Origin of the sequence: Photobacterium piscicola, assembly GCF_900166965.1 — a bacterium.
GTDB classification, from domain to species: Bacteria; Pseudomonadota; Gammaproteobacteria; order Enterobacterales; family Vibrionaceae; genus Photobacterium; species Photobacterium piscicola.
Window position 1 is genome coordinate 22,465 of sequence record NZ_FUZI01000012.1, and the last position, 13,545, is coordinate 36,009.

Annotated in this window: 13 protein-coding genes; 6 read left to right on the top strand and 7 right to left on the bottom strand. The window is 40.0% G+C overall.

What is annotated here, in order from left to right; genetic code table 11:
* Positions 1 to 4: 4 nt before the first annotated feature.
* Complete coding sequence (locus CZ809_RS21275; RefSeq protein ID WP_162841611.1) at positions 5 to 160, bottom strand: DUF5993 family protein; 156 nt, start codon at positions 158 to 160, stop codon at positions 5 to 7.
* Between the two features lie 131 nt (positions 161 to 291).
* A complete protein-coding gene (gene argA, locus CZ809_RS18305; protein ID WP_107276836.1) occupies positions 292 to 1,620 on the bottom strand; it encodes an amino-acid N-acetyltransferase in 1,329 nt (442 codons plus the stop codon).
* A gap of 436 nt (positions 1,621 to 2,056) precedes the next feature.
* On the opposite strand from argA, the gene mltA reads away from it, so the two are divergent.
* Together mltA and tcdA are read left to right on the top strand one after the other, a co-directional pair.
* The gene (mltA, locus tag CZ809_RS18310; protein WP_210434300.1) at positions 2,057 to 3,250 is read left to right on the top strand and encodes a murein transglycosylase A; all 1,194 of its coding nucleotides are present in this window, start codon (positions 2,057 to 2,059) and stop codon (positions 3,248 to 3,250) included.
* 117 nt (positions 3,251 to 3,367) lie between these two features.
* A complete protein-coding gene (gene tcdA / locus CZ809_RS18315) occupies positions 3,368 to 4,177 on the top strand; it encodes a tRNA cyclic N6-threonylcarbamoyladenosine(37) synthase TcdA (RefSeq protein ID WP_080158975.1) in 810 nt (269 codons plus the stop codon).
* Between the two features lie 100 nt (positions 4,178 to 4,277).
* Here tcdA and csdE read toward each other — a convergent pair whose 3' ends face one another.
* Positions 4,278 to 4,715, bottom strand: coding sequence for a cysteine desulfurase sulfur acceptor subunit CsdE (csdE, locus tag CZ809_RS18320; protein WP_235865975.1), 438 nt, complete (start codon positions 4,713 to 4,715; stop codon positions 4,278 to 4,280).
* A 20-nt stretch (positions 4,716 to 4,735) separates the two neighbouring features.
* Positions 4,736 to 5,956 carry a cysteine desulfurase CsdA gene (gene csdA, locus CZ809_RS18325; RefSeq protein WP_080158976.1) on the bottom strand — a complete coding sequence of 407 codons (1,221 nt, stop codon included), beginning with the start codon at positions 5,954 to 5,956 and terminating at the stop codon, positions 4,736 to 4,738.
* Positions 5,957 to 6,321: 365 nt separating this feature from the next.
* Here csdA and CZ809_RS18330 point away from each other — a divergent pair, with 365 nt between their 5' ends.
* From CZ809_RS18330 to rlmM, 4 genes are read left to right on the top strand one after another with little or no spacing between them, the layout of a single operon-like run.
* Positions 6,322 to 7,242, top strand: coding sequence for a transcriptional regulator GcvA (locus tag CZ809_RS18330; protein ID WP_080158977.1), 921 nt, complete (start codon positions 6,322 to 6,324; stop codon positions 7,240 to 7,242).
* A complete protein-coding gene (locus CZ809_RS18335; protein ID WP_080158978.1) occupies positions 7,223 to 7,909 on the top strand; it encodes an alpha/beta family hydrolase in 687 nt (228 codons plus the stop codon). The genes CZ809_RS18330 and CZ809_RS18335 overlap by 20 nt, the downstream gene beginning before the upstream one ends.
* 14 nt (positions 7,910 to 7,923) lie before the next feature.
* On the top strand, positions 7,924 to 8,328 hold the full coding sequence (locus CZ809_RS18340; protein WP_080158979.1) for a DUF423 domain-containing protein: 405 nt from the start codon (positions 7,924 to 7,926) through the stop codon (positions 8,326 to 8,328).
* A gap of 10 nt (positions 8,329 to 8,338) precedes the next feature.
* The gene (gene rlmM / locus CZ809_RS18345; protein WP_080158980.1) at positions 8,339 to 9,424 is read left to right on the top strand and encodes a 23S rRNA (cytidine(2498)-2'-O)-methyltransferase RlmM; all 1,086 of its coding nucleotides are present in this window, start codon (positions 8,339 to 8,341) and stop codon (positions 9,422 to 9,424) included.
* An 81-nt stretch (positions 9,425 to 9,505) separates the two neighbouring features.
* Here the strand turns inward: rlmM and xni are convergent, their stop codons facing one another.
* The 3 genes from xni to CZ809_RS18360 form a co-directional block, all read right to left on the bottom strand.
* Positions 9,506 to 10,285 carry a flap endonuclease Xni gene (gene xni / locus CZ809_RS18350; RefSeq protein WP_080158981.1) on the bottom strand — a complete coding sequence of 260 codons (780 nt, stop codon included), beginning with the start codon at positions 10,283 to 10,285 and terminating at the stop codon, positions 9,506 to 9,508.
* A gap of 77 nt (positions 10,286 to 10,362) precedes the next feature.
* Complete coding sequence (ppnN, locus tag CZ809_RS18355; RefSeq protein WP_080158982.1) at positions 10,363 to 11,736, bottom strand: nucleotide 5'-monophosphate nucleosidase PpnN; 1,374 nt, start codon at positions 11,734 to 11,736, stop codon at positions 10,363 to 10,365.
* A 219-nt stretch (positions 11,737 to 11,955) separates the two neighbouring features.
* Complete coding sequence (locus CZ809_RS18360) at positions 11,956 to 13,512, bottom strand: GGDEF domain-containing protein (protein ID WP_080158983.1); 1,557 nt, start codon at positions 13,510 to 13,512, stop codon at positions 11,956 to 11,958.
* Positions 13,513 to 13,545: the final 33 nt, after the last annotated feature.

The window sequence follows — 13,545 nt, forward strand, 5'->3', positions numbered from 1 at the left end:
CCCCTTAAAGTAAAATAGACAAGGGATCTGTTGCATGGTGATGGAACCAATACAGTCCCAAAACAACAGTGATAGCGAAAATAATATAACTGGCACTTTTTTTTCCTGTAAACGCGCAGAGCATTGCAACGAGTACAAGTAGAAATAATAAACTCATCATAAGAAATTATTTAACCTTTCTTTTGTATGTTATGTATAGTAATTATTGTTGTTACATTTAGGTGACCAACTTTAAAACTACCACACATTACTGAATAGTGAATTAACACTTTGTTACAAATTTGAGGTTTATTAATTTATATTTGTTATGAGTATTTTAGATCGACGTTGATAATTGTAGAGATCTTTTTTTATTACAGGTAATTGTTCGATGTCGCATTCATAAAATCCTTGTTCACGAAACCAATGTACACTGCGGGTGGTAAGGACAAATATTTTATCAATACCAGTATCGCGAGCTTGTTGACATAATTTATTGAGTAATAACACGCCTCGGTCACCGTCTCTAAAATCAGGATGAATCGCAACACAAGCCATTTCTGCCATTTTTTCATCAGGATAAGGGTAAAGAGCGGCACAACCAATAATAAGATTATCAAGTTCAATGACGGTAAAAAGGGTAATTTCACGTTCTAGTTGTTCACGAGAACGGCGAACTAAAATGCCTTCAGCTTCTAATGGTTGAATCAAATCTAGAATTCCACCAATATCATTAATGTTAGCGCGACGTATTTTCTCTGCGTTTGACATCACAATCTGAGTGCCAATTCCGTCAAGTGAAAACAGTTCCTGAATGAGTGCCCCATCTTGTTTATAGCTCAATAAGTGGCTGCGAGGTACGCCAGCATGACAAGCAGTAATTGCACCTCGAAGAAAGCGACCTGTACCTGATTGTTGTTCATCATGATCGATCAGTTGTTGTAATACCTGTTCTGCGTCATGCGGTAATAACTCTGAAATAATGTCATTGTTGTTATCAATAACCCCTTGCTCTGAACAAAAGCCAATTAATTTATCAGCCCGTAATCGAATCGCTACCTGAGTGGCAATTTCTTCTGAGGTGAGGTTAAAACATTCACCGGTGACCGAACTGGCGATAGGGCCAAGTAATACAATCGATCCTTGTTCTAATTGGCTGGTTATGGCGTTGTTATTGATTCGGCGTATTTTACCACTATGACAAAAATCAATGCCGTCATCGATTCCCAGTGGTTGCGCAATAATGAAGTTACCACTGATAACATTGATTTGAGATCCCGCCATCGGGGTATTATTGAGACCCATTGAAAAGCGAGCGGTGATATCCAGTTGAAGTTGCCCAGCGGCCTGTTTCGCTATCTCTAGACTGTGTGCATCAGTGATTCTGATCCCTTTGTGATAAGGACTATCATAATGTTGCTGCTCTAAGAGGGTGGTTATTTGTGGTCGAGCGCCATACACCATTACAATATGAATACCTAAACTGTGTAGTAATGCTATATCGTTAACTATGTTGGCAAAGTTGGGATCAGCAATGGCTTCACCCCCAACCATGATCACCATGGTTTTTCCTACGTGGGCATTTAAGTAAGGGGCTGACTGACGAAATCCTTTCACTAAAGGGGTCTTACGTGTATTCACAAGCGATATCCATATCAATGTTTAATTTATAACCAATAAATTAAATCAATTATGTGGTTTGCGCAGCATTTAAATGTGATTTTTCCGAAATTAGTAATAATCATTATCTGTGCTTAAATATTCATATTAGCTATTGCGGGGATTTATGTGTAATCGCTTATTATGTGAGTTGTAGTTTGGTTGTGAAGGGCATTTTTAAAAGCGTAGTCACCATTTTATTTATATGAAGAACAAGCATTTATTAGATGATAATTACGATGTTATTGGACGGGAGTTTAACGCTTACAGTATATTTCATTCTTTCAATGGAACTTTTGTTCGCCACTCTTAGTCTTAGATCTTTTGATAGCGTTATGTCATTTGTCTGTAGATTCTTTTAAATAATTACTTATTTTTAGATGGTGTTTGTTAGTATTGGCATCCGTTTACTGCTTTTATGAAAGTAAGCGAGTTATCACTTTTACATTTTTATAAAACTTTTATAGGCTTATCTATCGTGTTACGTAAAGCAACAGTTGCAATGATTCTTTTTAGCTTGGTGGGGTGTTCATCTCCAGAGAGTACAACAACGGAAAAACCGAGCTTAGCGACAGCTGGTAATCCGTTAGCACATCAATATTTAGGTCAGCATTTTGATCATGTGTTAAATAAAGTTTCACAGGTTGAATCAACTAAAGCACATGATTACAGTACGTTTGCTCCACAAGCTAAAATGGTAACTTCGCGTTCATCGTCAATGGCGCGTAAATTTGAGCCACTGTATAACCAAGTAGAAAATTGGGCTAAGCATAGTGGTAACCCAAGCACATTAGCTAAATATGGCATTCAGGCCGCACAAATGGGTGGTGCTAATGGTGAAGGCAATGTGATGTTTACGGGCTATTATTCGCCAGTGATTGAATTACGCCATAAACCAACCAGTGTTTTCCGTTACCCAATTTATGCAATGCCAACATGTAAAGGCCGCTGTCCTTCACGTGAACAAATTTATAATGGTGCGCTAGCAGGTAAAGGGTTAGTGCTGGGCTACAGTAAATCCATGCTTGATGTATTTATGATGGAAGTACAAGGCAGTGGTTTTGTTCATTTTGAAGATAATAACCAGCTGCAATATTTTGGTTATGCAGGTAAAAATGGCCACCGTTACGTCAGTATTGGCCGTGTGTTAATTGACCGTGGTGAAGTGCCTAAATCAAAGATGTCACTGCAAGCGATTCAAAACTGGGTCGCTAACCATAGTGAAAGTGAAGTACGTGAACTATTAGAGCAAAATCCATCTTATGTTTTTTTCTCCCCACGTAAAACATTAGATGTTAAAGGCAGTGCAGGTATTCCGTTATTAGCCAATGCAGCTGTTGCGGCTGATCGTAAATACATTCCTATGGGATCAGTATTATTAGCAGAAGTACCACAGCTAGACGCAAAAGGTAACTGGACAGGTAAGCATGTATTACGCTTATTATTAGCACTTGATACTGGCGGTGCTGTGAAGAAAAATCACTTGGATTTATATCATGGAATGGGGGCAAAAGCGGGTACTGATGCTGGTCACTATAAGCATTTTGGTCGTGTTTGGCGTTTAGGTCTGAAAGGAACGGCAACTCAAGATCCGTGGTTAATGCCAAGATAAGAGCGATAGTTAAAGAGATCGCCACGGTGATCTCTTTGCTCTGACTGGACAATTGTTTTGAGAGTGCGTATAAAAACGCACTCTTTGTTTATCCACCTCAAGCAGTGTAGAACCAGTATGCGTGAATTAGATACCCCAGCATCCGATAGTTATAACCAACGTTTTGGCGGCACTCGTCGTTTATATGGCAACAGTGAAGTTGAAATCCTTCGTGCTGCACATGTGTGTGTGGTTGGTATTGGTGGTGTTGGCTCATGGGCTGCAGAAGCGTTAGCGCGATCTGGTGTTGGTGAGCTAACTTTAATTGATATGGACGATGTCTGTGTAACTAATATCAATCGTCAAATTCATGCGCTGACTGGCACTATTGGTCAAAGCAAAATTGAAGTAATGGCCGCGCGTATTCAATTAATTAACCCAGACTGTAAAGTTAATTTAATTGATGATTTTATTAGTCCTGAAAACCAAGCACAGTATTTATCAAAAGAATTTGATTATGTATTGGATGCGATTGATAGCCTTAAAGCAAAAGCCGCATTATTGGCATATTGTAAAAGTAATAAAATTAAAGTTATTACCATTGGTGGCGCTGGTGGACAAACAGATCCTACTCAAATTCAAGTCACTGATTTAACTAAAACGATTCAAGATCCATTGGCTAGAAAATTACGTGAAACATTGCGTCACCACCATAACTTCACTAAAAATGCTAAGCGTAAATTTGGGATTGATTGTGTTTATTCCACTGAGCATTTGAAATATCCCCAAGCAGATGGTTCTGTGTGTGCGATAAAAGCGACGGCTGAAGGGCCTAAACGTATGGATTGTGCCAGTGGTTTTGGTGCTGCAACTGTTGTAACGGCAAGTTTTGGTTTTGTTGCTGTGGCGCATATTATTAAGAAATTGATTGAAAAACATCGTCAATAATATGTCGTCTCTACGATAATAAAGACAAAAAAGCGGATCATCATTGGAATCCGCTTTTTTGTATCTAACTGGCAAGAAGAGGCGTTAAGTCGGTGGAATATTAGTGCGCAAGTTGTTTTATTTGTTCGACAATCGCTTTTAAACCATTGCCGCGTGAAGGGCTTAGGTGGGTAATTAGACCTAAGTTATCAAAGTAGGTATCGATATCAAAAGCGTTAATTTCTGCCGCTGTTTTACCATCATAAGCGGCTAATACTAAAGTAATTAAGCCTCGTACAATACGTGCATCTGAATCAGCGATAAAGTAATAGTGTTCATCAACAACTTGATGATGTAACCACACTTGTGATTCACAACCGCTGATTTTAAGTTGATCTTGCTTATAGCTGTCATCCAGTTGTGGCAGTTTCTTACCAAGTTGAATAACGTTACGGTAGCGATCTTCCCATCCCGTTGCGATTTGCATTTGGGCAATAATATCAGTGGTGGTGATCTCAGAGCCAAAAGGGTGCTGAGGAAGCGTCATAGTGGTGGTCATGTTGTTTTCCTTGGCTGTAACTATAATAAATCACAGGCTTTATGTAGCGCTGCAATAAATCGCGCGACATCTTGTTGATCATTATAAAGGGCTAATGATACTCGTAATGTTCCTGTTAAGCCTAGCGCATCTAACATTGGATGAGCACAATGGTGGCCAGCACGCAGGGCAATATGCTGTTGGTCAAGTAATGTGGCTATATCTTGATGATGAACCCCATCGACAATAAAAGAAAATAAGCTTGCGTGAGGCTGAAGGCCAATAATACGTAGCCCGTCAATATCCTGAATACCGTCTAAGGCTTGTTGACGTAAATCGGCAATGTGTTGTTCTGCGCCTTGACGGTCAATACTTTGTAACCAGTCAATGGCTGCTGCAAGCGCTAAGCTACCAGCAACATTGGGGGTACCCGCTTCAAATTTCCCCGGTAAACCCGCATAGCTAGTGCCATTAAATGAGACTTTATCGACCATTTTTCCACCGCCATGCCAGGGTGGCATCGCTTCAAGTAGTGCTTGTTTACCATAAAGTGCTCCAATACCTGCTGGCGCATAAATTTTGTGCCCTGAGAAGACATAGAAATCGGCATCAAGTGCTTGCACATCCACAGGTTCATGTGCAATCCCTTGCGCTCCATCAACAACGACTACTGCACCATACTGGTGAGCTGCTGCTATCATTGATTCAATTGGATTGCGAGTACCGGTAACATTCGTGATATGAGCAACAGCAACAATTTTGGTTTTATTCGACAATAAACGCAGATAAGCATCAATATCTAATGTGCAATCCTGACGCATTGGAATTTTAATGACGTTAGCGCCGGTTTGTTCTGCGACCATTTGCCAAGGCACGATATTGGCATGGTGTTCAAGTTCACTGACTAAAATCTCATCTCCTGCTTGTAAATGAGTGCGAGCGTAGGTTTGTGCAATAAGATTTAAAGCTTCAGTTGCACCACGCGTCCAGATGATTTCTTTTGGGCTGGCTGCACCAATAAAGTGTTGCACTGTGGCACGTGCTTGTTCAAAAGCGAAGGTTGCATTGGCGGTTAAGCTATGGCTACCACGATGGACATTGGCATTATAACCACGGTAATAATGAGTTAGCGTATCGATAACAATCGCAGGTTTTTGAGCCGTGGCTGCGCTGTCTAAATAAACCGCTCGCGGTGCGACATCTGAATGTTGCAAGGCTGGAAATTGGGTTTGAATTTGTTTGATATCGAATGGTATGGTCATAGCTAGTCACATTACAGAAATTTGAATTATCGATGATGCTAATAAATGCGAGGAAGAGCAAGTGTTGCGGTGATTTTAAACCAATAAAAAAATAGCACTGCGTTGGGGCGCAGTGCTAACAATTACTTTGACGCATAAGTCAAAATACAGGAAGTAAAGAGGTAGATAACTACCGATCCGGCAGGATCCGGACAATATGCAAACACAACATCGTAATGTCAATTCAGCGGTTAGCCAGAGGGCAAAACACAAAATGTTCATTGACACTACGGAACGAATGATAGGGTTTATATAGCACTTAAACAATGGACAATTTATAATGTTTGAGATGAAAAAAACTAATGCATTAGAGAGCCTCGAAAAGTATGTCAAGACGTTTACCGCCACTTAATTCATTGAAGGTATTTGAAGCTGCCGCAAGGCATTTAAGTTTCACACGTGCAGCTGAAGAACTGTTTGTTACTCAAGCCGCAGTTAGCCATCAAATTAAAGCCTTAGAGGAATTTTTAGGGTTAAAGTTATTCCGTCGTCGCAATCGTTCATTGCTGCTAACTGAAGAAGGGCAAAGCTATTTTCTTGATATTAAAGATATCTTTTCATCCATTTCAGATGCGACTGATAAGGTCTTAGAAAGAGGCTCTAAAGGTGCATTAACCATTAGTTTACCTCCTAGTTTTGCTATTCAATGGCTAGTGCCAAGATTAACCGATTTTAATGAGCAACACCCTGAAATAGACGTCCGTATAAAAGCGGTTGATCTTGACGAAGGTTCATTAACTGATGATGTTGATGTAGCAATTTATTACGGTAGAGGTAATTGGTCGGGGTTACGTGCGGATAAACTGTATCAAGAATTTATGATGCCAGTATGCTCACCGATGTTATTAGTTGGTAGCAAACCATTACGTACTATCGATGATTTAAAGCTACACACACTTTTACATGATACTTCTCGTAAAGAGTGGAAGAACTATGTGCGTCATTATGATGTGAAAGACGTTAATGTTAACCAAGGGCCGATATTTAGTCATTCGACCATGGTATTGCAAGCAGCAGCTCACGGCCAAGGTATTGCATTAGGAAATAATGTATTGGCGCAACCGGAATTAGAAGCAGGACGATTAGTGTGTCCGTTTGATGAAATTCTGGTGAGTAAAAATGCATTTTATTTTGTGTGTCAGGAAAAACAAGCAGACACTGGTCGTATTCAAATTTTCCGCGATTGGATTTTAAATAAAGCCCGCAAAGAGCAAGAGGATATGCCTGATGTCATTGAAGAAGTGTGAATATCTACTTGATGGCCCTGATGCTGAACATGCTATAGCGACATTTTTATTTGCTCATGGTGCAGGTGCTGGGATGGATCATGCCTTCATGACGACGGTTGCACAGGGGTTAGCGGCACATAATATTCAAGTAGTGCGGTTTAATTTTCCTTATATGATCAAACGTGCAGAGGATGGTAAAAAGCGTCCGCCAGATCGCCAACCTAAATTATTACTCGATTTTCAAACCCATATCGAACAGTTTGATAATGGCAAGTTAGTCATTGGTGGTAAATCAATGGGAGGACGAATGGCGAGTTTGATGGTGACGGATATTGCAGCCCAAACACCTCTAGTTAATAACTGTGCGGCGAAAGTTCGCGGTGTTGCTTGTCTTGGATTTCCTTTCCATCCGCCTGCAAAGCCTGAAAATTATCGCGGTGATCATCTTGCAACCACCACGATCCCTACTCTTATTTTACAAGGTGAACGCGATACCTTTGGGGTGCGCAGTGAAGTCGAGCAGTGGCCTTTTTCCGCTCAAGTGCATTATCAATTTTTAGCTGATGGTGATCACGGCTTTAAACCACGTAAAGCATCAGGTCATACTGAAGCTGAAAATATTACTATTGCAATCGAAGCCTTAGCGGCCTTTATTAAAAATTGTGTTGATAGTGAAGTAGCATAGTTAGAGGTGTACTCATGACGGTTGAATTAACCGCGAAACAGCGTCAACAATCACGATTAATGCTGATGTTTGCTGCTTGCAGTGGTGTAGTAATGGTGGCTTTAGGAGCCTTTGCTGCTCATGGATTAAGCCACCGCTTAGCACCGCACTTACTCGATGTGTTTAAAGTTGGGGTTCAATATCAAGCGTGGCATACCTTAGCATTATTAGGTTGTGGAATATTGTCACGCTTTTTGCCATCAAAAGCGTTATCATACGCGGCGCTGTTTTTTGTCATCGGTATAATTTGCTTTAGCGGCAGTTTATATGCCTTGGCTTTAACTGGCATTAAATGGTTTGGTCCCATCACCCCGATGGGCGGAATATGTTTTATTATTGGCTGGGTGATGCTTGCAATAGCCACCTGGCGTTCAGCTTGAGGGTTCCAACGTGAATCAAGTTTTATTGTACTGTCGTCCTGGCTTTGAAAAAGAATGTGCCGGAGAGGTTCAAGACAAAGCAAATACGCTGGAATTGTTTGGTTTCCCTCGGGTGAAAAACAATTCAGGTTATGTGTTATTTGAGTTTTACCAAGCAGGTGATGCAAATAAATTCATTCAATTGCAGCCATTTTCGCAATTGATTTTTGCTCGTCAAATGTTTGCAACATCAGCAATGCTAACAGGTTTACCAACAGAAGATCGTATTTCACCTATTTTAGATGCCATTAGTGAAGACTTTCCTATTTGTGGTGATTTACGTATTGAAACCCCTGATACTAATGAAGCGAAAGAACTGTTGAAGTTCTGCCGTAAATTTACGGTGCCACTACGTCAAGCAATGCGTAAGCGTAATATTTTATACGTTAAAGATAACCACAAAAAGCCAGTATTACACGTGTGCTTTATTGCCCCTGGTTGTTGTTTTGTTGGTTATTCTTACCCACAAAATAACTCACAGTTCTTTATGGGTATTCCACGTCTGAAATTCCCTGCAGATGCGCCAAGCCGTTCAACGTTGAAATTAGAAGAAGCATTTCACGTGTTTATTCCTCGTGAGGAGTGGGATGAGCGTTTAGCGCCGGGTATGTGGAGTGTTGACTTAGGTGCCTGTCCTGGTGGTTGGACGTATCAATTAGTGAAGCGTTCGATGTTTGTTCATGCGATTGATAACGGTACTATGGCGCAAAGCTTAATGGATACCGGTCAAGTTAAATATCATGCAGTTGATGGTTTTAAATATGAGCCTGCACGTAAGAATATTACGTGGATTGTATGTGACATGATTGAAAAACCCGCTCGTGTAGCGCACCTTATTGGTGAATGGTTAATCAAAGCATGGGCCAAAGAAGCTATTTTTAACCTTAAGCTGCCAATGAAAGGTCGTTATGACGAAGTGCTACAAGATATTGAAAATCTAAAAGTACTGCTGATTAAAAACGGCGTGAAGTTTAAGCTGCAAGCGAAACATTTGTATCATGACCGTGAAGAAATTACGGTGCATATTCAACGCTTAGATAATCGCTCTGCATATTAATTTGCAGGTAGTGTAGCGAATGATTATTAACGCCATCCTTTTGAGGGTGGCGTTTTTTTTAGCACTAGTATTTATACATTATTAATTCTGAGTGGCATCGTGATAACGAATATCTTGTAAATTAAAGCCAAGTTCTAAATCAGTCTTTAGGCTTGCCACTGCTTTGGATGCACGAGCTGTCTCTTCATTACCGGTGATTTTTTTTTGCCATTTAGGGGCAAGATCAGTAGCAGTGAGAATCGCGTCAAGATTAGGGTAGAGGCTTAATAACTCCACTGCCGCTTTAGGACCAATACCGGCAACACCCGGGATTTTACTGGAACTAATGCCTGCTAATCCCCAATAGTCAGTTAATAACTGTGGCTTAACACCATATTCTTTTTCAATAAAAGGGCTATCAAGCCAGCGTTGTTGAAAATAATCACGAATACGTAACGTCGGTTGTAGTAACTGACAATAGCCTTTGTCAGTTGAAACAATAGTGACCTGTTCACTGCGAGAGGCGACTTTTAATGCCAAGGTTGCCACTAAATCATCGGCTTCATCACCATCAGATAATAGTGAATCAATGCCCATTGTCATAAATGCATCTTGAATGCTATCCATACCCGCTAATAATTCTGGTGGCATCGGTTTACGACCTTCTTTGTAGTGTGGCAGTAATTCTGCTCGCCAACCTCGGTCATCACTATTATGGTCAAACACTGCCACAATATGGCTCGGTTCCGTGCTATTAATTATTTTCTGTAATGCCTGACAACATACTCTTGCGGTGTTGTCGACATCGGGTTGCCCCGGTTGCGCGGCATGAACACGGCGAATAAGGTTTAATGCATCAATAATAACAAGGTGAATAGCCATAAATAAATTCTATGTAGATGAATAAAAGGAGCACTAAGGCTCCTTATTGTACGCAAAACTGTAATCAAATAACGATATTATTTTGACTGTTCGTGGCTATTAACGATTTCATAACACGGCTCATATTTACTGCCGGGCAATTTCATGCGTTGTTGTTCCACAAAATTTTTGAGGAGTTTATCCATGCGTTGCATTAGGACTTTATCGCCGTCAATTTTAAAGCGACCATAACGTTCGATTTCATGAATGCCTTCTTCTTTGACATTTCCCGCCACGATACCTGAGAATGCTCGACGTAAATTAGCCGCCAGTTTTTCTTTCGGTTGATCCATGTGTAAATCTAAACTAGCCATGGCTTTATGTGTTGGTGCAAATGGCATTTGGAAATCTTCAGGGATCGTCAGTGACCAGTTAAAGCAATAAGCATCACCAGTGGCTAAACGGTGTTCTTTTACGCGTGCCATTGACGCTTTCATTACTTGTGCAACTTCAGCAGGATCACCAATAATAATTTGATAATGTCGGGTTGCAGCTTCGCCTAACGTGTCACGAATAAAATCATCTAGGGTACGGAAATAAGCTTCACTTTCTTTGGGACCTGTAAGAATCAATGGTAGCGGTTGTTCTGCATTATCGGGATGCATCAAAATCCCTAAAATATAGAGCAATTCTTCTGCAGTACCAGCTCCTCCTGGGAAAATAATGATGCCATGGCCCACGCGAACAAAGGCTTCTAAACGTTTTTCTATGTCGGGTAAAATAACCAGTTCGTTGACAATTGGGTTTGGTGGCTCTGCGGCAATAATTGACGGTTCAGTTAAACCAATAAAACGGCTGCCAGAGTAACGTTGTTTAGCGTGACCAATAGCAGCACCTTTCATTGGTCCTTCCATTGCGCCCGGTCCACAACCAGTACAAACATTAAGTTCACGCAAGCCTAGTTCATTGCCGACTTCACGAGTGTATTGGTATTCAATTGGGTTAATTGAGTGGCCGCCCCAGCACACGATAATATTGGGATCTTCACCAGCATGTAGGGTACGAGCATTGCGTAACAGACTAAATACGAAATCGGTAATATGGGGCGCGCTAGCAAGATCAATATCATTTCGACGTGCGATGTGCATATCGACATAAATGATATCGCGTAACACTGAAAACATGTGTTCTTGAATGCCACGAATAATACGACCATCAACAAAAGCATGTTCTGGTGGGTTCACAAGTTCGATTTTAATCCCACGTTCACGACGTAATAAATTAATCGCAAAATCGAGGTGTTTCTCAAGCAATTCTTTGGAATTATCAGTATGACTGCCCGAGTTTAAAACCGCGAGTGAGCAGTTACGATATAAGCGATATAAATCACTGGATGCTGTTGCTTTTAGACTGTCGGCTTCTATTTGTGATAATAGATTCATAGCGCCGATAGGGCTGATATGCGTAATCATAATAACCTCCCTGGTAATGATGAAACAGCATGTTCATTTATTAAGACAAGGCAGAAGGCAAGGTGTATTCACTACAGGACTGGTGCAAAAATCAAATAAAGAACAGTAAGATAAATTATTTTATATTATTACCATACACAGTGATTTTATCTTTGACCAGTAAATGATAGTAATAATATAAGTACCCAGTAATGAAATGGATACGATAATTGGGGAGGGTTAATCTTGATGAATAATGCTATTACTGCGCTGAACTTGGCTGTGACGAAGGGCGGTTTCAATACGCTGAATGACATTTTTAGGCGTGTCATGATTGTTGAAAAACGAAGAGCACATAGACACTGACATCGTAATACTCTGACTTTTAAAATGCAGTGGTAATTGAGTAATAGCGGTTCGAATATCATTCATTAATTGCTGACACTGTTGTTGATCAATATCGGTCATTAGTAAAACGAAGGCATCTTCATTAAAGCGCGCAATAAAATCTGTCGAATTTAATTGTTGGCTAATAGTTTGCGCGATAATTTTAAGCGCTTTATCACCCGCATGATGGCCATAATCATTATTTAACTGGGTAAAGTTATCGATATCAATCAGCACTAAAAGTAATGGATTTTGATAGCGCAACCAACGTTGATATTCATGTTCAATACGATCATTAAACGCACTACGATTGTAAGTTAAGGTTAATTTATCTCGAAAAATATTTTGTTCTTGTTGGCTTAATCGTTGGTGATAACTATACGTTTGTTGTTGTAATTGCTGCACTTTATTATCGTTATGGTTTAACTGTTCAATTAACGCTTGTTCTCGCTGTTCTAGTTGGCTATTACGTAGTGCTAATTGTTGTAATTCATGGGTAATATTTGCCCATGATGAAGAGTTGATTGCTGGTGAGTTGTTAATCTTAAGCTCTTGATTAATATTTGAGACAATCGTTGATATGCCGCTATTAAAATCACGTCGATGTTGATGTAGCACAGAAAAAGAACTAGCTGTTTGGGCGGTATTTTTTTGGAGTGAGGCTAAATCACTATTTAGGGTGTTTAGAAATCGTTGTGATGCGTAACGTTCGTTATGGGTACCTGAAACAATAAGACGTAAAACTTGGACTAATAAAGCCAAGAGTGCAGATTGATCGACGCCTTGTACCAATTGATTACGAATAGCAAATAGCTGCTGTCCTTGCTCATTAGTAAAGTCTATTTCGGTGATAAGTTGTTGTAATTCTGCTACCAACTCAACGCTAAAATGGTGCAGATTATCTTTAGATAACGAAGACTTATTATTCGCTGTTATTAATTTGATAGTGCGTTCATAGAGTTCAAGTAAGCGAACTATACGTTGATGATTATCTAATAATGTTGATGGTTGTTGGTTGAACAGATGATCTAAATCTTGCTGTAATGATGCGGGTAAATTAGGGTGTTGTAATAGGGTATGACCGCGTTGATTAATCTGTTGTTGTAAATGGTTATTTTGATGTTGGATCATATCGGCTTGTTGAATAACAAGTCGTTCAACAATCGCTAATCGAGGGATAAGACGACTAATCTCTAAAGGCTGTTCAAGATCATGGGTTATGGATTGCAATGTGTGGTCGAGTTCATTATCAAGACCTCGACAAGCAATAGTTAAACGAGTAATCAGACGTTTTAATATCACAATTTCACGCCGCGATTTTAGGTTAGAATCACGGTAAGAAAGTTGAGCGTGGTCTAATTGTTGTTTTAGAATGTTAACTTCAGCAACAATTTCACTGATATCTGTCATTGGTTATGCATCTGTGTTAATACACTTAAAAGT